At 64.3% G+C, this 22,715-nt stretch carries 17 protein-coding genes; 7 read left to right on the top strand and 10 right to left on the bottom strand.

Translation table 11 applies throughout. From position 1 onward, the window contains the following. Nucleotides 1-50: 50 nt before the first annotated feature. Nucleotides 51-3,332, top strand: coding sequence for a PAS domain-containing protein (locus B7X65_RS14645; RefSeq protein ID WP_293595032.1), 3,282 nt, complete (start codon nt 51-53; stop codon nt 3,330-3,332). A gap of 15 nt (nt 3,333-3,347) precedes the next feature. On the opposite strand, the gene B7X65_RS14640 is transcribed toward B7X65_RS14645, so the two are convergent. Continuing rightward, nucleotides 3,348-4,187 carry an IclR family transcriptional regulator C-terminal domain-containing protein gene (locus B7X65_RS14640; protein WP_293595031.1) on the bottom strand — a complete coding sequence of 280 codons (840 nt, stop codon included), beginning with the start codon at nt 4,185-4,187 and terminating at the stop codon, nt 3,348-3,350. A 115-nt stretch (nt 4,188-4,302) separates the two neighbouring features. Between B7X65_RS14640 and pobA the strand changes: the two genes are divergently transcribed. Continuing rightward, entirely contained in the window at nt 4,303-5,487 is a 1,185-nt protein-coding gene (gene pobA / locus B7X65_RS14635) for a 4-hydroxybenzoate 3-monooxygenase (RefSeq protein WP_293595030.1), read from the top strand. A gap of 20 nt (nt 5,488-5,507) precedes the next feature. Here pobA and B7X65_RS14630 read toward each other — a convergent pair whose 3' ends face one another. Beyond that, the gene (locus B7X65_RS14630) at nt 5,508-5,720 is read right to left on the bottom strand and encodes a helix-turn-helix transcriptional regulator (protein WP_293595029.1); all 213 of its coding nucleotides are present in this window, start codon (nt 5,718-5,720) and stop codon (nt 5,508-5,510) included. A 9-nt stretch (nt 5,721-5,729) separates the two neighbouring features. Further along, the gene (locus B7X65_RS14625) at nt 5,730-6,299 is read right to left on the bottom strand and encodes a DUF2975 domain-containing protein (RefSeq protein ID WP_293595028.1); all 570 of its coding nucleotides are present in this window, start codon (nt 6,297-6,299) and stop codon (nt 5,730-5,732) included. Nucleotides 6,300-6,517: 218 nt separating this feature from the next. Here B7X65_RS14625 and B7X65_RS14620 point away from each other — a divergent pair, with 218 nt between their 5' ends. Next, nucleotides 6,518-7,438 carry a CoA transferase gene (locus tag B7X65_RS14620; RefSeq protein WP_293595027.1) on the top strand — a complete coding sequence of 307 codons (921 nt, stop codon included), beginning with the start codon at nt 6,518-6,520 and terminating at the stop codon, nt 7,436-7,438. A 71-nt stretch (nt 7,439-7,509) separates the two neighbouring features. On the opposite strand, the gene B7X65_RS14615 is transcribed toward B7X65_RS14620, so the two are convergent. Continuing rightward, on the bottom strand, nt 7,510-8,400 hold the full coding sequence (locus tag B7X65_RS14615) for a hypothetical protein (protein ID WP_293595026.1): 891 nt from the start codon (nt 8,398-8,400) through the stop codon (nt 7,510-7,512). Between the two features lie 220 nt (nt 8,401-8,620). Between B7X65_RS14615 and B7X65_RS14610 the strand changes: the two genes are divergently transcribed. Next, nucleotides 8,621-10,114, top strand: coding sequence for a CYTH and CHAD domain-containing protein (locus tag B7X65_RS14610; protein WP_293595025.1), 1,494 nt, complete (start codon nt 8,621-8,623; stop codon nt 10,112-10,114). On the opposite strand, the gene B7X65_RS14605 is transcribed toward B7X65_RS14610, so the two are convergent. Beyond that, on the bottom strand, nt 10,111-11,028 hold the full coding sequence (locus B7X65_RS14605; protein ID WP_293595024.1) for a DMT family transporter: 918 nt from the start codon (nt 11,026-11,028) through the stop codon (nt 10,111-10,113). The genes B7X65_RS14610 and B7X65_RS14605 overlap by 4 nt on opposite strands. 478 nt (nt 11,029-11,506) lie before the next feature. On the opposite strand from B7X65_RS14605, the gene B7X65_RS14600 reads away from it, so the two are divergent. Further along, nucleotides 11,507-12,469: a restriction endonuclease gene (locus tag B7X65_RS14600; protein ID WP_293595023.1), complete on the top strand. Its 963-nt coding sequence runs from the start codon at nt 11,507-11,509 to the stop codon at nt 12,467-12,469. Between the two features lie 422 nt (nt 12,470-12,891). Here the strand turns inward: B7X65_RS14600 and B7X65_RS14595 are convergent, their stop codons facing one another. Both B7X65_RS14595 and iaaH read right to left on the bottom strand, forming a co-directional pair. Further along, complete coding sequence (locus B7X65_RS14595) at nt 12,892-13,647, bottom strand: hypothetical protein (protein ID WP_293595131.1); 756 nt, start codon at nt 13,645-13,647, stop codon at nt 12,892-12,894. Nucleotides 13,648-14,022: 375 nt separating this feature from the next. Continuing rightward, nucleotides 14,023-15,540 (bottom strand): indoleacetamide hydrolase, encoded by a 1,518-nt coding sequence (iaaH, locus tag B7X65_RS14590; RefSeq protein WP_293595022.1) that lies wholly within the window; start codon nt 15,538-15,540, stop codon nt 14,023-14,025. Nucleotides 15,541-15,710: 170 nt separating this feature from the next. On the opposite strand from iaaH, the gene B7X65_RS14585 reads away from it, so the two are divergent. After that, nucleotides 15,711-16,448 (top strand): LuxR C-terminal-related transcriptional regulator, encoded by a 738-nt coding sequence (locus B7X65_RS14585; protein ID WP_293595021.1) that lies wholly within the window; start codon nt 15,711-15,713, stop codon nt 16,446-16,448. 271 nt (nt 16,449-16,719) lie between these two features. Further along, nucleotides 16,720-19,569 (top strand): ATP-binding protein, encoded by a 2,850-nt coding sequence (locus tag B7X65_RS14580; protein ID WP_293595130.1) that lies wholly within the window; start codon nt 16,720-16,722, stop codon nt 19,567-19,569. Nucleotides 19,570-19,715: 146 nt separating this feature from the next. Here the strand turns inward: B7X65_RS14580 and B7X65_RS14575 are convergent, their stop codons facing one another. The 3 genes from B7X65_RS14575 to B7X65_RS14565 form a co-directional block, all read right to left on the bottom strand. After that, nucleotides 19,716-20,612, bottom strand: a complete 897-nt coding sequence (locus B7X65_RS14575) for an acyltransferase (protein WP_293595020.1) — start codon at nt 20,610-20,612, stop codon at nt 19,716-19,718. 196 nt (nt 20,613-20,808) lie between these two features. Then, nucleotides 20,809-21,348, bottom strand: coding sequence for a DUF1697 domain-containing protein (locus B7X65_RS14570; protein WP_293595019.1), 540 nt, complete (start codon nt 21,346-21,348; stop codon nt 20,809-20,811). Between the two features lie 454 nt (nt 21,349-21,802). Continuing rightward, nucleotides 21,803-22,693: a DMT family transporter gene (locus B7X65_RS14565; protein ID WP_293595018.1), complete on the bottom strand. Its 891-nt coding sequence runs from the start codon at nt 22,691-22,693 to the stop codon at nt 21,803-21,805. Between the last annotated feature and the right edge of the window lie 22 nt (nt 22,694-22,715).

The raw sequence follows: 22,715 nt of genomic DNA, 5'->3' as shown, positions 1-22,715 counted from the left end.
CAGCGCAGGATTCGATCGGTCGCCCGATCGCCTGGCTGAGTGGCGGCCTGATGGTGGTTTCCGCCTGTGCGGTGGCCGTCGCCCTCTTTTATCTTCGCGGCGAAGCCTTGCACGGCGGTGAGAAACTGACCCAGTCGCTGGTACAGGTGATCGAGGAACAAACCGGCCGGTCCTTTCAGGCGGTGGACCAGCGCCTTCAACTTGCGGCCAGCCGGCTGCTGGTATTGCAAGATGAAAAGCGGCTTGACGAACACACGGCCCGGACCATGCTGCGCGAGCAGCTGAGCAGCCTCCCCTTCGTGCGCGCCATCTGGGTGCTGGATGCCGGCGGCCGCATCGTTTTCGACTCGGACCTCGGCAACATCGGGGCCAAGCTGACAGACCGCGAGTATTTCCAGATCTACCAGCAGCGCCCGTCTGCCGGTTTCCACATCAGCACGCCGGTACGCAGCCGCTCCACGGGCAGTTGGCTGATCAGTGCGTCCAGGCCCCTGCGGGCGGAGAACGGCAGCTTCGCGGGCGTGATCGTGGCCGCCGTGGAACCGCCTTATTTCGACAGGCTCTGGCGCGGAGTGGACCTGGGCGGCGGCGGTGCGATTGCGCTGTTCCGCCGGGACGGGATGCTGATGATGCGCAGCCCGATGGACGACACCGCCATGGGCAAGGCCTTTCCAGACCTGCCCCTGTTTTCCGAACAGCTCCCCAAAAGCACACAAGGCGTTTACCAGACCACCAGCGTGATCGATGGCCGTGCCCGCATGATCGCCTACCGGGTCATCGACCCCTATCCCGAGCTGGTGATCTACGTTGGCACCCCGTACGACGAGGTACTCGCGCCCTGGAAGCGTTTTGCCACGCTGACCTGGCTGATCTGGCTGGCAGCCGCAGCGACAGTGGCGCTGCTGTCAGCGCTGCTCTACCGGTATTCCCAGCAGCGTGCACGCACCCGGTTGCGCTTTCGCCAGCTGGCCCAGGCCATGCCGCAAATCGTGTTCATCACCGATGCAAGCGGGCACATGGCGTTCGTCAATGAACAATGGACCCACGTGACGGGCCTGCCGGCGGAGGCTTCACTCCAGGGCGGCTGGTTCACACGTGTTCACCCGGAGGATCTGGAAAGGACCGCCGAGGATTTCCGCCTTGCCATCGAAAGCGGGCAAAGCCTGCACAACGAACATCGCCTGCTCTGCGGTGACGGCACCTATCGCTGGCAGCTGGCGCGGGTGATTCCCAACCGCGACGACGCCGGGCGCATTGTCTCGTGGTACGGCACTTCCACCGACATTGACGACCTGAAACAGACCGAAGCTGCGCTGCATGCCCAAACCGAGCTGCTGCGCATGGCGGGGCAGTTGTCCCGGGTGGGCGGCTGGGCACTGGAGTTGCCCGAGATGCACTTTCTCTGGTCGGATGAGGCCTTGTTGATCCTCGAGCAGCCACCGGACAGCGCGCCCACCCTGGCCTCCGCGATCCGCCTTTGCACAGAACAGTCGCAGGCGCTGGCCACCCGGGTAGCACGGGAATGTGTGGAAAGCGGCACGCCCTTCGACGTCGAGGTGGAGATGGTGACCGGCACCGGCCGCCACATCTGGGTACGCTCGCTGGGCCAGGCCGTGCGGGACGGCCATGGCAGCATCATCCGCATGCAGGGGGCGCTGCAGGATGTCACCGAACGCGTCAAGGCCGAGCATGAAGTCCAGGCCCATCTGCAGACCTTGCAGCGTGCCGCAGAGGCGGCACAGGCCATCACCCAGCACCACACGCTGGAGGCGGTCATGCAGGAAGTGGCCGAGCAGGCGCGCAGCATCATCGGCGCGCATCAGGCCGTTGTCAGCCTGACCCAAGGCGGCGACTGGTCCCAGGGCATCACGGCGCTGTCGCTGTCCGATAAATACGCCAGGCAGCGGCATTTGATCGAACCGCCCAACGGCAGCGGTATCTATGCGGTCGTTTGCGAAACCAACCGGCCCTTGCGCCTGACCCAGGCCGAGCTTGTAGCTCATCCGCGCTGGCGCGGCTTGGGAAGCTACGCAGACAAGCACCCGGCCATGAACGGCTGGCTCGCCGTGCCGCTCACGGCACGGGACGGCAGCAACGTCGGCCTGTTGCAGCTGTCGGACAAATACGAGGGCGACTTCACCCGGCAGGACGAATACGTTGTTGCCGAACTCGCCGAGCTGGCCCTGATCGCGATCGACAACGTCAACCTGCTGGCACAGGTTCAGGAGTTCAACAGCGGACTGGAGGAAAAAATTGCCCAGCGCACAAGCGAGTTGTCCCGCCAGGAAGCCCTGCTCAGGGCGCTGGCCGAGCAGGCACCGTACCCGATCTGGACGATTGACCCGGAGGGCAATGCCACCTTTGTCAGCCAGGCCTGGTACGAACTTTTCGGCGGCGCACCCCCCGACTGGCACGGCACCGCCTGGATGGGGCTGGTGCATCCGGACGATTTGCCCGGCATGCTTGAAGCATGGCATGGCCACCGCCAGACACGCACACCCCACGCCGGAACACGGCGCCTGCGCACGCCCGATGGCAGCTACCGCCTCATGTCCTACCGCGTGTCACCAGTGCTCAACGACGCCGGAGAGGAGATGTTCTGGGTCGGCATTGATGTGGACATCACGGAAATCAAGGCGACCGAGACCGCCTTGCGGCTGACGAATGCGGAACTCGAGGCATTCTCCTACTCGGTCTCCCACGACCTGCGCTCGCCGCTGACCACGGTCGACGGCTTCAGCCGCCTGCTGCTCCAAGAGCTGCGGGGCCAGGAGTCGCTCAAGGTCCAGCACTACCTGGCCCGCATCCAGGCGGGCGTCGACAAGATGGGGCACCTGATCGAAGGCCTGCTGTCCCTGGCCCATGTGACACGGCAGGCCCTCCAGCACGAGCCGGTGAACCTGAGCGCCATCAGCACCGAGATACTCGCGCGCCTGCAGTCCGCGGACCGTACGCGCCATGTGGTGTTCAGCGTGGAGCCTGGCCTGCTGGTGCAGGGCGACAGCCGGCTGCTGCAAGCCGTCATGGAAAACCTGCTGGGCAACGCCTGGAAATTCAGCGCGCGCTGCTCCAACGCCGAGATATCGGTGGGCCGGCTGTCGCCGCGCGGCGCCTTCTTTGTGCGCGACAACGGAGCCGGCTTTGACATGGCTTACGCCGACAAGCTGTTCGGCACCTTCCAGCGTTTGCACGATGTCGCGGAGTACGCCGGAACAGGCATCGGCCTGGCCACGGTCGCGCGCGTGATTTCACGCCATGGCGGCCGCATCTGGGCCGAGTCGGCGCCGGAACAGGGGGCGACTTTTTTCTTCACGTTGCCGGCAGCGACATGACGCCCTGCCGCGCTGCTACATCAGCGGCCGCAGTTCCCGCGCCGCGTCGAACAGCAGCGGCAGCAGATCGCGCTGCATCTGCTGGGCGCTCAAGCGCTGCGGCGACGCGACAACATTGAGCGCAGCCACCGTCCGGCCCTGCATGTTGCGCAGCGGCACCGCGAGCGCATGCACGCCCAGCTCGTGTTCTTCCACCGCCAGGCAGCAGTCGTCGGTGCGCACCTGTTCGATCACCGCGCGGAACTGCCGGATGTCAATGATGGTGCGGGTGGTCAGGCGTGGCAGCGTGCGGCCCTTGAGCCATTGGGTCAGTGCAGACTTGGGTTTAGCTGCCAGCAGCACACGCCCGGTGGACGTCGCATGCGCCGGCAGGCGCGCGCCCAGGTGCAGGCCGTAGGCCAGCACGCGCACAGCGCCGCCGGTTCCGTTTTTCCATTCGTAGCCGCTGCGCCCGACGATCACCACCTCGTCGCCGTCGAGCACCCCGGCAGAGAACGACTCCTGGGTCTGTGCCGCCAGCCGGTTCAGGGTGGGCTGAACGGCACGCGGCAGCCGCGCCGACGCCAGGTAGCTGCCTGAAAAGCGCAGCACCTTGGGTGCCAGCCAGAAATAGCTGCCGTCGGTCTCCAGGTAACCCAGGTGCGCCAGCGTCAACAGGTGGCGGCGCGCGGCCGCGCGGGTGATGCCGGCACGTTCGGCGGCCAGCGTGGCGTTCAGGCGCTGGCGCTGCGTGTCAAAACTCTCCAGCACTGCCATGCCCTTGGCCATGCCTTCGATCATGTCGGCCTTGGCAATGGGCCGGCTGGTCTGGAGGACCGCGCCCATCAGCTCGGAGGGTGGTGAATTTCTGCTCATTGCGCGATCATCGCACAAACCGACTGCAGATCGTGCACCGCGCGCGTGGCCGTCTGGCAGTCGCCGGGCATGGGGCCTACGCTAGCGACTCAGTCAAAACGAAACGGAGACAGACATGCGTACCCAGGTTGCCATCATCGGTGCAGGCCCCTCCGGCCTGCTGCTCGGCCAGTTGCTGCACAAGGCCGGCATAGCCGCGGTTATTGTTGAACGCCAGAGCGGCGACTACGTGCTGGGCCGCATCCGCGCCGGCGTGCTGGAGCAGGTCTGCATTGACCTGCTCGACGAAGCCGGCGTCGGCCAGCGCATGCACCAGGAAGGCCTGGTGCACGGCGGCTTTGACATGCTGTTCAAGGGCGAGCGCCACCGCATTGACATGAACGGCCTGACCGGCGGCAAAAATGTCATGGTTTACGGCCAGACCGAAGTCACCCGCGACCTGATGGATGCGCGCCAGGCGGCGGGCCTGCCCACCATTTACGAAGCCGGCAACGTGGCCGTGCACGACTTCGACACGAAGAAGCCCCGGGTGACTTACGAAAAAGACGGCCAGACGCATGAGATCGAATGCGACTTCATCGCCGGCTGCGACGGCTTTCACGGCGTGTGCCGCGCCAGCGTGCCCGAAGGCGCGGTGGCCGAGTACGAAAAGGTCTATCCCTTCGGCTGGCTGGGCGTGCTTTCCGACACCCCGCCGGTGCACCATGAACTCATTTACGTCAACAGCACGCGCGGCTTTGCGCTGTGCTCGCAGCGCAGCGCCACGCGCAGCCGCTACTACCTGCAGGTGCCGCTGACCGACAAGGTCGAAGCCTGGTCGGACGACGCCTTCTGGAACGAGCTGCGCCTGCGGCTGGACAAAAACGGCCGTGAGAAACTCGTCACCGGCCCCTCGATCGAGAAAAGCATCGCCCCGCTGCGCAGTTTTGTTGCCGAGCCCATGCGTTTTGGCAGCATGTTCCTGGCAGGGGACGCCGCCCACATCGTGCCGCCCACCGGCGCCAAGGGCCTGAACCTGGCCGCCACCGACGTGAAATACCTCTCCAGTGCGCTGATCGAGTTCTACGCCGACAAAACCGAAGCCGGCATCGACACCTATTCCGAGCGCTGCCTCAAGCGCATCTGGCGGGCCGAGCGTTTCTCATGGTGGTTCACCAGCCTGATGCACCACTTCCCCGAAAACGGCCCCATCGGCCAGAAGCTTCAGGACGCCGAGCTGGACTACATCGTTCACTCGGAAACCGGCGCGCGCTCGGTCGCTGAAAACTACGTTGGCCTGCCGCTCGATTTCGGAAACTGAGAGTGGTGTGACGGCCTCCGTCAGCCGCCATCCGCCTCATAAATCAGCAGATCGCCGGGCTGGCAATCCAGAAACTCGCAGATCTTCTGCAGCGTGTCGAAACGAACGCCCTTGACCTTGCCCTGCTTGAGCAGCGACAGGTTGGCTTCGGTGATGCCGACGTAGGCGGCCAGGTCTTTGGACCTGGCCTTGCGCTGCGACAGCATCACGTCGAGTTTGACGACGATGCCCAAGGGAAACCTTCAGACGAACTGCGCGTTTTCTTCAGCGAGGGCCACGGCCTTGGCCATGACCGCAGAGATCTGCCACACCATGCCGGCAAACAGCAGCGTCATCAGCTCGTTGCTGCCCAGGCCCATGGACAGTGCGCGCTGACCGGCCGGTGCGCCCAGGGTCAACACCACGCTGATGGCCATGGAAACAAAAAAGCCCGCCACCACCGAGGCAAAAATGCCCGCGGCGAAACCGCGCAGATAACGCACGTTGCGCAGGCTGAAATACTCGCTCTGGGAGAAGCCCGAAAAACAGCGCATGGCGCAGACCAGACCGTAGGATGCGCAACACACCGGCACCATGCCCAGTACCACGGCCAGCACGCGTTGCCACAACGCCACGTCCAGCATGGCCACCTGCAGCGTCGACAGGCTGACGCCCGATCGGAGCAACAAACCCTCGGTCGGCGTGGTCACCAGCTGATAGAGCACCGCCAGCGGCAAGGCCACAGCCAACAGGGCGCAAACCCAGGCAAAGGCACTGTTCAGGCGTTGCACGTCAGGGCGTGTCAGGGTGCTTGCGGCGAATGCGTTTTTCATGGGAGCCTCCTGTGTCTTGAGGCGCCCATTATGGCTTCAAATATCTGTAAAACAATAATTATTTATTGTAAAACATTAATTTTTACAAAAAAGAAACAGGACTGACTGGCATCCGGGGGGGGGTACCGGCAGCCTCCGCCGCAGGCGCAAAGTCTGGTAAGGTCAATTGCCTCTGGCCGCCTTCTACCTTCCTGCCCTCCAGACCATCCGCCACCACGATGACCTCCTCTGCCCCCGCCAAAAAAAACCCGCCCCTCCAGGCCCTGCAGGGCATCCGCATCCTGAGCCTGGCCCTCAACCTGCCCGGCCCGGCCGCGCTGATGCGTTGCCGGCAGATGGGCGCGACCTGCATCAAGCTCGAGCCGCCCTCGGGCGATCCCATGGGTCTCTACAACAAGCCGGCCTACGCGCAGCTGCATGAAGGCGTGAAGGTGCTGGCGGCCGACCTGAAAACCGAAGCCGGCCAGAAGGCACTGCACCGCGAACTTGAAAAAACCGATGTGCTGCTCACCTCCTTCCGTCCTTCAGCGATTGACAAGCTGGGCCTGGGCTGGAAAAAAATCCACACGCTGTACCCCGCGCTGTCGCATGTCGCCATCGTCGGTGCCCCCGGCGCACGCGCTGAAGAGCCCGGCCACGACCTGACCTACCTGGCCGACAACGGCCTGGTACCCGGGCTGGAGCTGCCCGCCACGCTGTACGCCGACATGAGCGGCTCGCTGATGGCCAGCGAAGCCGTGCTGCAGGCCGCCTTGCGGAGGCAGGAGCCCTATGCAGGCACCGGTGACCCGCATCCACGCGGGGCCTTTTTCGAAGTGGCCCTGTCCGATGCCGCGGCCTACCTGGCGCTGCCGCGCCAATGGGGCCTGACGCAGCCCAGCGGCTCGGTCGGTGGCGCGCATGCCGGCTACCGCATCTACCCCTGCCGGGACGGCCGTGTGGCGGTGGCCGCGCTGGAGCCGCACTTCGCCGCCGCCCTGTGCGCAGCCGCGGGCGTGGAAGCCGCGGACATCCGCGCCATGTTTGCACCCGCCACGCACGAGGCAATCGCCGCTTTCATGCGCACGCAAACCCGTGCACAACTGGACAAACTGGCTGCGGAGAAAGACATCCCGCTACACACGCTATCGAATGAATAGCTGGTAGCGACCGGCTGGCGAGGGCTGGAGCTTGCGCTCCATGGCGCGCCATACATCGGCCGGTGGTGGCTTCAGACTTGCCGGTAGTGATTGGGCCCGTTCGGCCAGATCTCCAGCACCTCGTGCACCCACAGGCTGCTCTGCATCAGCCGCGGGGGATCCTCAGGGCGGCGGCGCCAGTCGAACTTGGCGCTTTTTTGCACATAAAAAGTCCAGTGGCCGCCGTCCTGAAAGCCAAGCACCGCGCCAAACGGGTCATACATGCCTATCTGTTGGTACGGGATGCCTTTGGTCTGGGCAAAACGTTTCTTGAGCGCCTTGAGTTCGCGCTTTTCCTCCACCATGTAGTGCGGCCGCTCAAGCACATGCCCCGTGCGGCGTTGCACCTGGACGAAGCGCGCATCCATGTCCGCTATCTTGGCCTGGATCTTCAGCTGCTTCTGGTCCCAGGGGTCCACGCGCGTGGTGGGTGAAATGGCCGCTGCGTTGATGTGTGTCACCTTGGGCGCATTGGACGGGCCTTCGATGTAAACCGAGCAGCCGTCGATGGTGGCGGTGGCAAAAAAACGCACTTCGTCACCGTTATAGCCGTCGGGCTCGGACAGCGTCATCCGCGCGGTGCCGTTCTGCTCATAGGGCAAGTAAAACATCGGCCGCAACACCTTGGCCTTTTTGTGCGACAGGAACTGGGCGGACACAGACTGCGGTTCGATGTGCAGCTTGAGGTGCGGTGCCGGAAGCGCCTCGGGCCGTACATCGAAGTAGCTCACCCTGTCGGCCTTGGCCACATGCAGGTAGTCGAAACCAGACTTGGTCTTGGGCGAAAGCAGCTCCTTGCTGTAGTCCGTGCGCCCCGGCTTTTCACCCTGGCGGCCCAGGTCACCCGTCAAGATCGCATGCAGGCGCATCACGCCCAGGCGATCCTTCGGATTCAGCAGCTTGGAAACAAAACCTTCTGACATGGCCCCTCCTTCCCTGATTGATTGCAAGGCAATGTACGCACGCGGCAACTGCAGGTCAAGGAGAGCGCAGGCCGCCTGGCGAAGCAGCGCACACGCGCTACCAGATTCATAGCTGCTGGCGCCCGCCCAATAAGGGCTGGAGGCCGATTTGACCTCATAAACCGGCACAACGCCGCCCGTGCGCGTAGGATGGGGGCGCCACCCTGTCGCAGGCCACACCATGACCGAGTTCGAACTCAAGCTTGAAATCCCGCCCGCCCGGCTCGCTTCGGTGGAAGCGGCGTTGCGCCGCGGCATGACACGCACCCAGCGCCTGCGGGCACGCTACTTCGACACGGCCGACCGCGCACTGGCGGCGCAAGGCGTGGTGCTGCGCCTGCGCAAGGAAGGCCGGCACTGGGTACAGACGGCCAAGGCCCCCGGCAGCCGGCCGCTGGAGCGGCTGGAGCACAACGTCGTGCTGGGTAGCCAGACCGCACCCCTGCCCGACCTGACGCGCCACGACGGCACACCGGTCGGCGAGCGCCTGCGCCAAGCCCTGAAGCGCCAGCCCGACGCGGCGGCGCCCGATCTCACCCTTGTCTACGCCACCGACATGGTTCGCCTCACGCGGCTGGTGCGGGCGCGCGGCGCGCTGGTCGAAGTGGCGCTGGACCAGGGCCACATTTCCGCCGGCGACAGGACGCTGCCCGTGCGCGAGCTGGAGCTCGAACTCAAGCAGGGCCAAGCCGCCGGCGCCGTGGCCCTGGCCACCACCTGGTGCCTCAGGCATGGCCTGTGGCTCAGCAGCGTGAGCAAGTCCCTGAAAGGCCAGCGCCTGGCGCTGGGCCAGGACTTCGGCGCGGCCGTGGCCGCCGAAGCGCCGCGCTTTCCCCGCCACGCCTCGGGCCGCGAGGTGGCCGCCGCGGTGGTGGCCGCCTGCCTGAACCAGGTGCTGGCCAATGCCAGCGACGTGGCCGCCGGCTGCATCGCGGAAGAGAACATTCACCAGCTGCGCGTCGGTCTGCGCCGGCTGCGAACCGCACTGCAGGAACTCGAGGCCCTCGCAGGCGGCTGGGGCGATCAGGGCGAGGCCTGGAAGGCGGCGCTGACCAGCGTTTTCCGCGAACTGGGCCAGCACCGCGACCGCGACTACCTGCTCGGCAAGCTGCAGGGTCAGATCGAAGCCGCAGGCGGGCCGCCGCTCGACTGGCAGGAAACACTGGGCACCCTGCCCAGCACCGCCGAGTCGGTACGCGCGCCGGCTTTCCAGCAGGCACTGCTGGGCCTGATCGGTTTTGTTCACGCCGCCCCCGGCGAGGGCGCGTCTGCGCCCGACGACACATCGCCAAAAAAATTCCTGCGCAAGCGCCTGGCCAAACTGCACAAGCAGGTGCTGGTGCAGGGCCGCCAATTCACGGCCCTGCCTGAGGCCGAGCAACACGCGCTGCGCAAGCGCCTCAAGCGCCTGCGTTACCTCGCCGAATTTGCACAACCCCTGTTTGCCAGACGCAAGGCCGCCGCCTACCTGGCGGCCCTCAAGCCGCTGCAGGACGCGCTGGGCATTTACCACGACGAAGTGGCGGCGCTGCAGGTCTGGCAAGGCCTGTCAGGCCACGACCCACGCGCCCTGTTCGGTGCCGGCTGGCTCAGCGCGCGGCGCGAGGTACATGTGCAGGCGTGCCAGCAGGCCTGCGACCTGTTGGCACTGCAGGCCAAGCCGTTCTGGGACTAGAAGCCTGCTGCCCTGCGCCGCGCCAGCAGCACCATCGCCGCGCCAAGTAACAAGCCGCCCAAACCTTGCTGCGCTGTCAGCGGCTCGGCAAACAGCCAGGCGGCCGCCAGCGCCGCCACCAGCGGTTCAATCAAGGTGCCCACGACGGCGGCAGTGGGTGACAGCCGACGCGCCCCCCACGCAAACGCCAGGTAGGCGACTGACGTGGTGGCCACACCGGTGTATGCCACCTGCAACCAGGCCGTGCCGTCACGCGGCCACGTCATGCCCTGCGCGCCAGCCAGCACAAGCATCAGCAGCGCCGCCACCGTCATGCCCCAGGCGGAGGCGCTGACGGCCGGCACATGCGCCGGCATGCGCGCATTGCCCAGCACCACCAGCGAGTACAAACCGGCTGACGCAAACGACCAGGCCAGGCCCGCCGCATAGTCTTTCGGCAGTGTGATCGCTTCGGCGGGCATGACGATCAACCCCACGCCGATCAGCGCGAGCACCAGCGCCGCCAGCAGCCGTCCGCTGGCGCGTTCATACCCGCGCAACACCGACAGCAGCGCCACGATCACCGGCGCGCAGCAGATCGAAATCACCGTCGGCAAGGCCGCGCCGATGTAGGCGACGCCCATGAACCAGCAGGTCACGTTCATCGCCATGGCCAGGCCGGTGACAACAATCAGCGCCCTCTCCCGCCACGGCAAATGCCGCCATTGACCGGCGGCCGGTGAGGCGGCCACCTGCCGCCAATGCCACCACCACAAGAGCGGCAAACCCAATGCAAACCGCGCCAAAGAAAGACTGAACGGCGACATGCTGCCGCCCTCCATCACCGACTGGGCAACCAGCGCGCCTACACCCCACAAGACGCCCGCAAGCAGGACGCCACCCCAGGCCAAAGCGGCCGATGTTCGGGAATTCATGAAAAAAGATCTCCATCCGTGCGCCTGCTGCAAGACTGTATGCAGCCAGGAAAGAGAAAGGCAGGCAGGCGCGTCAACTCATGGCCGCGCGCTGTTGTTCACCGAATAGAACAAGCGCGGCCGCATGCGCGACCCGGCGGGAGGCCGAGTGCAGTCGAGTTAGGCGGAAGGGGGAGAAAGTTGGAGGAACATGATCAGCATCTTAATCAAGTGATATCTGTGAACGGTCCATGGCAGGCCAAGCTATAGCGATGAGCCGGGGAATTCACTGCGGTCGCCCACCTGTGTTGTCGAAGATCGATGAATCGGCGTTGCACGAACTGTGGACTTCGGGATACTACACACTTGCGGCACTCGCAACAGTTTTCGAGGTGCATGAATCAGTGGTTAAGCGCGCCGTTTACCGTCGTCACAAGCTAGGACATTCGTCGCTGCTATAGATGATTCAAGGTATGCTGATGTGAGGGAGAACGAGGGTATGACAACCGCATCAGACAATTTCGAAAAGAGAATCCAACGAATTCACGATCTTATCGAGCAGCCGAACTCGGAGGTCATATGGAATGATCGCATTCCTGATCCCGACACGCCAAGCCAGCAGCGGCAAATTGATGTTTCGATTCGTCGCGGTGGAAAACTTACTCTAGTGGAATGTCGAATTCACCAAGCCGTGCAGGATGTCAAGTGGATTGAAGAGCTGATCGGCCGACGTGTCAGTTTGAACGCCGATGCGGTGATTGCAGTTTCAAACTCTGGGTTTACAAAAAACGCAAGGGCTAAGGCCAAGGCGTTTGGCATTATTCTCCGCGACTTCCAATCGTTGACCGCCGAGGAAATAATGTCTTGGGGTGAGGCCGCGGATATAGCACTCACGTACTTCGAGTATCGAGAGATTTCAATACGCTTAGGCCTGGCGGGCGGTGCGACTCCTCCGCCAGATGATTTGATCCTGGAGCAACTGGAAAAATCTGGATTGCTATTTAAAGTAATTCAGGAGGCGAGTGACCGCTTCGATCAGGAAGTTGTGCCGGAATTTCGAAAATTTCATTTGACCTGCCGTATCTCGGAGGTTTCGTTTGGGGACGCCGATGTTGAACAGGTTTGGATGACCGCGGAAGTTCGGCGGGTCACGCAAGAGGTCGCAACCCCTTCAGTAGTCGCTTATGACGCGCCCGAAACGAATGCCGTTGATCGAGGGACTGTAGTTCAGCAGCTCGAGTTGGGAGATTTCGAGATCACGCACGCGTCGGACAATATTTGCATCGCTGCCGATCTGGGAGACATTGCGCTTCCGTCGAACAGCTTTTTTTATTGCTTCGCTGTGAGATTTAAGAAGGCCAAAAATCTCCTGAGCATGGAAGTGATCCGACCCCCGCCATTCAGGATTTCGCTTCGCGGCGTAAAAATGCAAATAGCATTTAGGGATAAATCGGAAAAATGATTGGGCACGCTCGACCAAGTGTTGCTCTTGAGCCACCCAATTCGAACATGACTTTGACAGGCTATTTCTCGCTGCTGGCGGTCGCCTTCAAAAACTCAAACAACCGCCCAGCCGGCTGCGACTCCGCGAGATCCACCGGCGCACACGACGCCACCAACCGCTTGGCCCAGACATCCGACAAGGGTCGCACAGTCAGCCGTTCGCTGCCCGCCCAACGCAGCAGCAGGCCCCACCGCCGCGCCCACGCCCTGCTCCACTAACTACTAATCGCGTCAAAACTGCTCAAAGTGGCACGCAGGCGGAGTTGCTGGTGATGCCCGAATGCTCACTATTTGATAGCTTCTTGCGCCCGTTATATAAGGGCCGGAAGCCTGTAGGACTCATCAAAACCGTTGAGAGGCGCACGCAACGGTGCTGCCAACTCAGCGCCCTTGCCCAGCCAGCTGCGCCTTGAGCGCAGCGTTTTCCGCCATCAGTTCGCTGATGGTCTGCCTGAGCCGCGCAATCACCCCCTCGGGCGACTCGGGTTCGGTGCGCGCCACGGCGCGGGTTTCGCGCACCTGGCGGGCCGCTTGCTGCAGCTCCTTGCGGCCGCCGGCGGCGGCAGCCACCTGCGCTTCGACCGGCAGTGAGGCCACGGTGGCCGCGGCGTTGATGGAAATGGCACCGGACTTCACCGCTGCCATCAGTTCGGGGGCGGCCGACTTCTGGATTTTCTCGATCTGGCTGATGGTGTTGCTGCTGATGCGCGCGGCTTTCGCCACCGCGTCGCGCGTCAGCAGGGGTACGGGCGCCGGGGTCGGGGCCTCTGTCGCCTGGCCGGACTCGGAAGGCGCCTCCGCCGGCGTTTGCGCGCGTGCCGCCAGGATGTCTTTTTTGCGCAGGGCCAGCACGCCGCGCTGGAAGTCGGACACGCTGCGCCGCCCCAGGTGCTGGTCAATCATCCACAGGTGCACGTCGTCGATGGATTTGAAATGGCTGTTCTGCACGGTATGAAAAGGGATGCCGTGTTGGGTACAGATGCTGTGGCGGTTGTGCCCGTCCACCAGCACGTCGCCCCACAACACCAGCGCATCGCGGCAACCTTCGGCCAGCAGGCTGCGTTCAAGGGCCTCGCGTTCGTCGGCTGTCAGCGGGTCGATGTAGGCAAGCAGTTCCGGGTTGACCGTGATGTTCATGGTGAGTTCGTCAGGGATGGCTGGCAAAAAAACGTCTCCAGCCCTCCACGCAGAAAGGGCTGGGTCGTCAAAAAAAAGGAAGTCACGCGGCAGCAGCAGGGTGCGGCCCGGTGCGTGACAGTCGGCGGGGGCAGCCTGCAGGAGGCGCCCCGGGCAAGATCATAACGAGGACCAGCCGCGGGCCGGACGCTCACGCGCTTGCAAGTGCCGCCCTGGCTGAGGGTGCAGGCTGGCTGGAAGCGCCTTGACTGAAAACTTCAAATCAAAAAGGCTTCCAGCCTTTTACCAATGGGCGCCGGCAGCTATTAAAACAGTAGCAATCTCGACAGCCTGACCTGTGGCAACCCCTCGACAGGCCAGGCTCACGGCGAATGCTTAGCGCGCCGCCGGCAGGCGCCCCAACACCTTTTCAAGCGCCAGGCCAATCGCAATCAGCCGTCTGTCGCTGCCGGCCGGCCCGTCAAGCTCCAGCCCTGTCGGCATGCGGCTGCTGGCGCCCAGGCCCATGGGCAGCTGAATGCCGGGAATGCCGGCGTTGCTGCCGGGGTCGGTGTTCTGGATGAACAGGCCGAAGTTCTCCAGGCTGCTGGCCTCGGGCGTGGCGGGCAGCGCGGTGCGCGGCACGGTGGGGAACACCAGCGCGTCGAGCCGCTGGCCGGCAAAGGTGTCGGCGTACAGCTTGACCAGCGCGGGCCGGTGCACCGTCATCGCGGCCTGGTAAATGGGCGCGGCATCAACCAGGCCGTTCGGCCCGGGCAGCTTGCGCGGAATCACCAGCGCGTCGTAAGTGCCTTTCACGTCCGGGCTGGCGATGCTTGCTGCCATCTGGCGGATGCTGACGCCGGTGTTGTACCTGGCCAGGTAGGCCACCATGTCGTCGTAGGCTTCGTACAACGCCACGGGAAAGCCCACCTTGCCATTGAGCTCGGCCAGTTGCGGCATGGCGACATCGACCACGGTGACACCAGCCGCTTTCAGCCGGGCCAGCGATGTTTCCCAGGCGCCGCGTGTGTCGCTGTCCAGATTCGCCAGGAAGCCGGGCACCACGCCGAGGCGAACAGCTTTGAGGTCTGCAGGCAGCAGCGCGGGCGCACCGGTGACCACGCGGTCCAGCAGCTCCACGTCGGCCATGGCCACGGCCATCGGGCCGGCCGTGTCGCGCGTATGCGAAATCGGCGCGATGCCGGCTTGCGGGTAGCGCCCCATGCTGGGCCGCAGCGAGGCACAGCCATTCAGTGCGCAGGGCACGCGCAGCGAGCCGCCGGTGTCGGTGCCCAGCCCGGCGGGTGCCATGCGCGCGCCCAGCGCGGCCGCGCTGCCGGCCGACGAGCCGCCGGCCATCTTTGTCACGTCGTAAGCGTTGCGCACACCGGGCTGGGGGCCGGTGTTGAAGGCCGGGTTGTAGCCCGAGATGCCAAAGGCCAGCTCATGCAGGTTGGTCTTGCCGAGCACGATGGCGCCCGCGTCGCGCAGCTTCTGCAGCACGGGTGCGTCGGCGGTGGGCACAAAGTTTTTCAGCGCCGGTGTGCCGGCCGTGGCGGGCAGGCCGCGCGCCTGGATGTTGTCCTTGACGACGATAGGCACGCCCTGCAGCGGCAGGCAGGCGCCGCCGCCTGCGCGGCGCTGGTCGGCCGCGCGCGCAGCCTGCAGGGCGCCGGTTTCGTCCAGCGTGACGAAGGCGTTCAGCTCGGGCCGGGACTTGGCCCGCAGCAGGTAGGCCTGCACCAGCGCCTCGCTGCTCAGCGTGCCGCTGCAAATGCGGACCGCGGCTTCGGTGGCGGTGAGGCTGTCGATGTCGGGCGCGCCGCGCAGGCCGCCAGGGCCGCTGCAGGCTGAAAGCGCGGCGGCAGCCACTAGCGTGCTGCAGGTATGTGGAAGGGAAAGACGGGCCATGGTCACTCCAGTGGGTTCAACGGGTTCAGTGCTTGCAGCGCGATCATGGCGGCTGCCGCCCCGGCTGTCTGTCATCGAATTCGATGACACGGCGGATTGACCGGCGCCGGCGTTGGCGCTAGGCTTGCCGCAGCATCCCGTCCCCTTCTGCACCTTCATAGAGGCCCGCCATGTTTCTGTCCAGCACCGAGCAACGCGCACTGGCCACCTGCTTTTCGCTGCTGGCCGAGGACCTCAATGAGCGCGAAATCCGCGAGCGCATGGGTCAGGCCACGCTGGCGCTGTTCCGTGCGGAATACTTCGCCTCCTACATCTGGAGCGAGCCCTCCGGTTGCTTCGCCCACCCCGTGGCCATCAACATGGACCCGGCCAACCTGCAGCGTTACGAGGCCTGGTACCAGTACCGCGACCCCATCACCTTCGCGCTGCAGTCGCGCCGCCACGCCACCCTGGTCAGCGAGGTGATGCCGCGCAATGAGTTCCTGAAAACCGAGTTCTTCAACGACTTCCTGGCGCGCGACGGCCTGCACTGGGGCATCAACCTGCATGCCTTCGACGGCGACGAGGCGCTGGGCGACCTGCGCATCTGGCGCGGGCGCAAGGGCCGCGAGTTCAACCACCACGACCAGCAACTGCTGGACATGCTGGAGCCGGCCTTCGTGGCCGCACTGCGGCGCGCGCGCCGCTCGCTGCCGGCGCCCAACCTGGCCGGCCTGCCGGCAGCAAGCTTGAGCCGGCGCGAAATGGAGGTGGCGCGCTGCGTCTGCCGCGGCCTGACCGACAAGGAAATTGCACGCGAACTCGCGATCGCCCTGCCCAGCGTGCGCACCTACCTGCAGCGTCTGTTCGACAAACTCGGCGTGCACCGCCGCGCCGGTCTGGCGCAGCTGGCGGACCGCCTGCATTGAGGCGGCCTGGCCGGCATTCGACAAAAATAGCCTGCAGCCCTTGTCAGACAAGCGCCAACAGCTATCATAAAAATAGCAAATCGAAACAAAGCCGCCGACGCGGGCCGCCCGCCCGTGGCCACCATGCCGGCGCCGCGCGACCCCCGTGGCTTGTGGAATACGCCCCGACATGCGAAAACGGCGGTATTACTGACATGAGTTTGCGTCTGCAGGGGCTGCGCCAGGGCGGATAATCAAGGCCCCGACACGGAGAGAGAACCCCTTGTTTTCAATGCGTCAAGACCGCTGGATCAGCCTGATCGGCGGGATCATCTTTCTGGTGACCACCCTGGCAGCGGGCATCGCCGTGTACGTCGTCATGGAGCGACAGACGGAGTCTGTTCTCAGCCGCGGCCTGCAGGCAGCGCTGCAAAGCAACGCCCGCCTGTTTGAAAGCCAGATCAACCAGGCCCTGACCGATGCGCGCACCGTGGCAACGCGTCCTTTTCTGATGCAGACCCTGAAAACGTTCGGGGCCAAGCCGGACGATGCCGCGGCAACGCTGGCGATGCAGCAGGCGGCCACCTCGTTTCTGCCCACCGGTTTCAACGGTTTGTCCTTTCATGACGCGCGGGGCCGTGAAGTGACCCGCGCCGGCAGTTTTTCGCCCAGTGGCGAGCAACAGGTCCTGCTGAGCCAGAAGGACCGCGCATTCCTGCTGTGGAACGGCCAATTCATTGTCCAGACGCACTTGGACATTCTCGACCCCCAGGGCCTTCGCGTGGGCGAGGTCAAGACGGAGACCGCCCTGCCCTTGTTGACCCGGGTCTTTGGCGATATGGCCACCATAGGCCAGAGTGCCGAGTTCGCGGTCTGCGCACCGCTGGACGACGGCGGCAAGGACATGAACTGTTTTCTGGGGCGCGTGTCCGGTACGTCGTTCAAGCGCGTTGCGCGCGTCGTCGAGGGCCAGGCCCTGCCCATGAACCACGCCCTGCTCGGCAACACCGGCATCATCGTTGCCCGGGACTACCGGCGCGAACAGGTGGTGGCGGCCTACGCGCCGATTGCGCCTTTCGCTTTCGGGATGGTGCTCAAAATCGACCAGAAGGAGCTGTACGCGCCGATCTACGCGCAGCTCAAGTTCATCCTGCCCCTGCTGGCAGCGCTGGCAATCATTGGCATGCTGCTGCTCAATGTTCTGGTCGCGCCGCTGGTGCGCAAACTGGTTCTCTCCGAAAAAGCCGCGCTGGATGCCAACGCCCAGCTGCGCAACAGCGAAACGCAGTTGCGCGACATCACCGACACCTTGCCGGCCCTGCTTTCCTACGTCGATGCGGATGGGCGCTTCCGCTTTCACAACCGGGCCTATGAAGAGGCGCTGGGACTGACCTCGGAGCAGATCGACGGGAAACACCTGCGCGAAGTCCTGGGCGAGAAGATCTATCAAGCCACGATCCCCCAGGTTGAACAGGTCATGGCGGGTTACCCGGTGGTGTACGAACGCATCCGGAACAACCTTCGCGGCGACCCGCGTGACTATGTCGTCAACTACTTCCCGCGTTATGGCGAAGGCAAGGACGAGGGCCGGGTCATCGGCTTTTATTCGCTGGCAACCGACATCACCGAACTCAAGCGCCTGGACCGCATCAAGAGCGAATTCGTCTCCACCGTGAGCCATGAATTGCGCACACCGCTGACCTCCATTCGCGGCTCGCTGGGCCTGATCGCCGGCGGCGTGGCCGGGCAGCTGCCCGACGCCGTCAAGTCGCTGGTGGAGATTGCCAAGAACAACTGCGAACGCCTGATACGGCTGATCAACGACATCCTGGACATCGAGAAAATCGAGTCCGGCAAGATGCAGCTCGACCTGCAGGTGCTGGCGCTCAAACCCCTGCTGGAGCAGGCGCTCGCGGCCAACGAAGGTTTTGGCGCCGCAAAAAACGTGCGCCTGCGCCTGGTTTGCCCCGACGAGACCTTGCAGGTGCACGCGGACAGCGACCGCCTGACCCAGGTCGTGACCAACCTGCTGTCCAACGCGATGAAGTTTTCGCCGCCCGACGAGACGGTGGAAGTGCATGTATCGCGCGCCGGCACGGGCGTGCGGGTCGAGGTGCGCGACCACGGCCCCGGCATTCCCGACGAGTTTCGCAAGCGTATCTTCCAGAAGTTCTCGCAGGCCGACTCGTCCGACACGCGCCAGAACAGCGGTACCGGGCTGGGCCTGAATATTTCGAGGGCGATCATCGAACGCCTGGGCGGCAGCATGGGTTTCGAGAGTGAAGCGGGAACGGGCACCACCTTTTTCTTTGAGCTGCCGCAGGCGCCATGGGCGCAACCCGACGACCAGCCCGTGGCAACGCTTGCCGCCGGCACGCCGGCCAGCACCCGTCCGCGCATTCTCGTGTGCGAAGACGACCGCGACATTGCCCACCTGATCGGCCTGATGCTCGAAAAAGGCGGTTTTGACGTGGACCGGGCCTACACCGCCGCCATGGCACTGGCCTTTCTGGAGAAAAACAGCTACGCAGCGATGACGGTGGACCTGGGTCTGCCCGATCAGAGCGGGGTCACGCTGATCCGCACCTTGCGCGGGCAAGCGCACACGCGCGACCTGCCCATCGTCGTGGTGTCGGCCGCGGCCGCGGAAGGCCAGATCGAGTGCAACAGCCTGCCGCTGAACGTCTCGAACTGGCTGGACAAACCGATCAACGAGAACCAGCTGATCCTCGCACTTCGCCTCGCCATCGACCGCATGGCCAAAGGCAAGCCGCGCATCCTGCATGTCGAGGACGACTTCGACATGCAGCGCATCACGGCCGCCATCGCCCAGGACTTTGCCGTCTTCGAGTTTGCCGCCTCGCCCGAGGAAGCGCGTGCGCGGCTGCGGGAGCGGCACTTCGACCTGGTGCTGCTGGACCTGGCCTTGCGTGGTGCGTCGGGCTGGGAGGTGATGGCAGACATCGAGGCGCTGGACAAGCCGCCGCCGGTGGTGGTGTTCTCCGCCACGGAACTGAACCGTGCCAAGGCCGCCCGGTTCGCTGCCGTGCTGGTCAAAGCCCAGACCACGAACGCCGAAGTGCTGCAGATCCTGCAGCGCGTGCTGACCGAGGCGCATCCGGCTGGCCCGGCGCCGGCCTGAGCGAACGGCCTGTCGCCAGGGCCTGTCGGGGTTCACGGAGTTTCCGCGCCGCGCGTCAGATACTCCTGAATTGATAGCTGCCGGCGCCCGCCAGACAAGAGCTGGATACCGTTTTTCCTTGCAACCTGAAGCGCAGCCCGAAAATCTCAGCCCTGCTGGAGCAGCGTGTCGATCTGCTGGTCCTTGTGCTCCCACAGGTCGCCGAGCCACTGCTGGAAAGACATGCGAAACGCCGGATCGGCGGCGTAGTCACCCTCGCTGAACTCGGGGGGAATCGGCAGTTGCTGCGCGCGCACGATGATGCGCGGCGCCTGGCCGCAGAGAAACTGCCAGAAGGACGGCGCACCCGCGGGGTAGACGATGGTCACGTCAATCAGCGAGTGGAATTTTTCGCCCATGGCGTTGACGGCCAGCGCCAGCGCGCCGGCCTTGGGCTTGAGCAGGTGCCGGTAGGGCGAGGCTTGCGACGCATGTTTGGCGGGCGTGAAACGGGTGCCCTCGGCGAAGTTCATCACGCTGGTCGGCACCAGCGCAAACTTCTCGCAGGCACGTTTGGTGGCCTCGCGGTCCTGCAGGCGGCGCTCGGGGTGTTTGCGCAGGTCGGCCTTGGTGTGGCGCTTCATGAAGGGAAAGTCCAGCGCCCACCAGGCCAGGCCGATGACCGGCACCCAGATCAGCTGCTGCTTGAGGAAAAACTTCAGCATGGGAATGCGCCGGTTCAGCACATGCTGCAGCACAAAAATGTCCACCCAGGACTGGTGGTTGGCATTGACCAGGTACCAGCCTTCGTAACGCAGGGCGTCAACGCCGGCCACGTCCCACACGGTACGCTGGGTCAGCCGCATCCAGCCGCTGTTGCAGGCGATCCAGGCGGTGGCAATCGCGTTGAGCAGCGGGTCGATGCGCACACGCACCGCCTTGAAAGGCAGCACCAGCTTGACCAGCGACGCGGCGAACAGCAGCGTGCACCAGAACAGCGTGTTGACGACCAGCAGACACAGCGCAATCACGCCACGAAGAAAGGAAGGCAGAAGTCCGAGCATGGGCAGTTCAAAGCCTGAATTTTCGCCTGCGCGGGCCTGCCCGGCCTTGTGGAAGGTCAAAGGCACCGCGATGGTGTGACTGGAACGTGCCGCAGTGCTACGTTTTTAATAGCTGGTTACGCCCGCCGGATAAGGGCTAACGGATGAATTCAGTCGAAAACATGAGGCCCGTTTCCACTCTGCGAGGGGTCAGACCTCACCTGCGCAGCTCGGCGGCAAGGCCTTGCAGCATGCTGACTCTGCGAAACGTGGTTCGGAGACGCAGCCGGCGCTCGAGAACAGCATTGGAGAACTTGCTCTCCATTTGCCTGCCCTGGCATAACCAGTAGACCTGAGCCCCTTCGTGGACAAAGTCGTCCAGCGAGCTTCGCAGCAAGGCCAGTTCGCCGGATTGAGCTGGAGTGAGTGGCTCACGCAGAAAGGCAACATTGACCTCGCCTGATTGTGGAACCTGCTCGCGCAAATGCAGCGCTCTTGCAGCAACAGCCTCAACCTCGGCCGCGGTTCTGATGAACACCTCGGACGTGAAACCCAGAAGAGGAGCGAGACCCACTTCAACAGCGGTGGCCAACTTCTGGGAAGAACGTGAACGGGCCGTGAAGATGACATTTCCGGAGTTGATGTACGTCTTCGCGTCGTCATGGCCGAGCGTACGGAAGTGCTCCGCCAGCGCAGACATCTTGATGAAGCGCCCGGTGACGTTGATGGCTCGGAGGAAGGCTACGTGGACTGGCACGGGTGTTTTGGGAGGTCTAATGTTTGAGATAAGCGGATGCCGAAGGCAATCCGCACTTGACCGAAATGTTAGCCAGCATTGTTCGCGACTCGCAGAAGAACAGCTGCGACCACTAGTAGCGGCGTACCAACTGCAATGTGCCAAAACTCGGCCCCGAGACCCACGCCGATCGCGCCAATACCTCCGATAAGCGCTGCCAAAACGTACGCATAAGTACGAATCAGCATGAGAGGCTTATCGCGTGAATGCTCTTCCATGATGGCTAACGTAATGTAGACCGCAAAACCTGCGGTGTAACTTGGCGGCTGTGGATTAATCCGGGAAACCCGGCAGCGTAAGTGCTTGTCGGGATTCGGTTTTCAGACATCTATTGTTTACCCCGCACAATTAAATGGAAAATGGAACCACAAACCCCACAAAGGGAAATTGTAATGACCGCCCGGGAGAAGGTAGCTCAGACACGCCGACCCAGCGCACCACTGGCCAACGCCACACCACAAGCCACCAGCACACTGGCGGCCAGAGTCCCGGCGCCCAGCGGCTCACCCAGCAGCCAGGCCGCGCCGAGAGCGGTGCTGATGGGCACCAGCGCGGCGGACAGCGAGGCGTGCGCCGCGCCCAGCCGCGCGATGGCAATCATGTAGGTCACCAGCCCCAGCAGACCGGCAACCAAACCCTGTCCCAAGGCCTGCCAGGCCACGTCGATCCATGGCGCTGTCAACAGGCGCGGTGCGCCGACCACCAGCAGCACCGGCAACAGCAGCAGCAGGGACCAGGTGTTGATCACTGCCGCACCCTGCCAGGGCGTGAGGCCGCTGCCGCGGAACACCAGCGTGTACACAGCCCACAGCAGTGCAGCCAGGATAAACAGCAAATCGCCGCGCCAGCTTCCGGCTGCGGATGAAACGCCCGTCAGCGTGGACGCGGCGAACACCATCATGGCCGCGACGATCAGTACCAGGCCGGCCACGCGCTGGCCGCTGAAACGCTCGCCATGGACCAGCCGCACACCCAGCGCGGTGAACAGCGGCACGCTGCCGGCCATGAACACCCCCATGTGCGCGGCCGGCGCCCATTGCGCGCCCGCCAGCACCAGCAGCCCGAACGGCAGGCCGCCGCCCAGCACCAGCAGGACCAGCTGGCCGCGCGGCAGCCCCTGGGGAAACAGCCCGGTGCGCAGCAACAACGGCAACAGCACCAGCGCCGGAATGCCGTAACGCAGAACGGCCAGTTCCAGCGGCCCCAGGGTGGTGGTGACGCCGTGGCGTGAGGCGATTTGCCAGCCGCTGCCGATCAGGGCGGCGGCCAGCGCGGCCAGCAGGCCAATGGCGAGGTTGCGGTTCATGGGCGCAGTCTGGCTGCGCGGG

The sequence above is a fragment of the Polaromonas sp. 39-63-25 genome (assembly GCF_002278925.1).
Taxonomy (GTDB): Bacteria; Pseudomonadota; Gammaproteobacteria; order Burkholderiales; family Burkholderiaceae_C; genus Polaromonas.
Note: the sequence above shows the minus strand (reverse complement) of the source record. Positions and strands in the feature narration are given on the sequence as shown.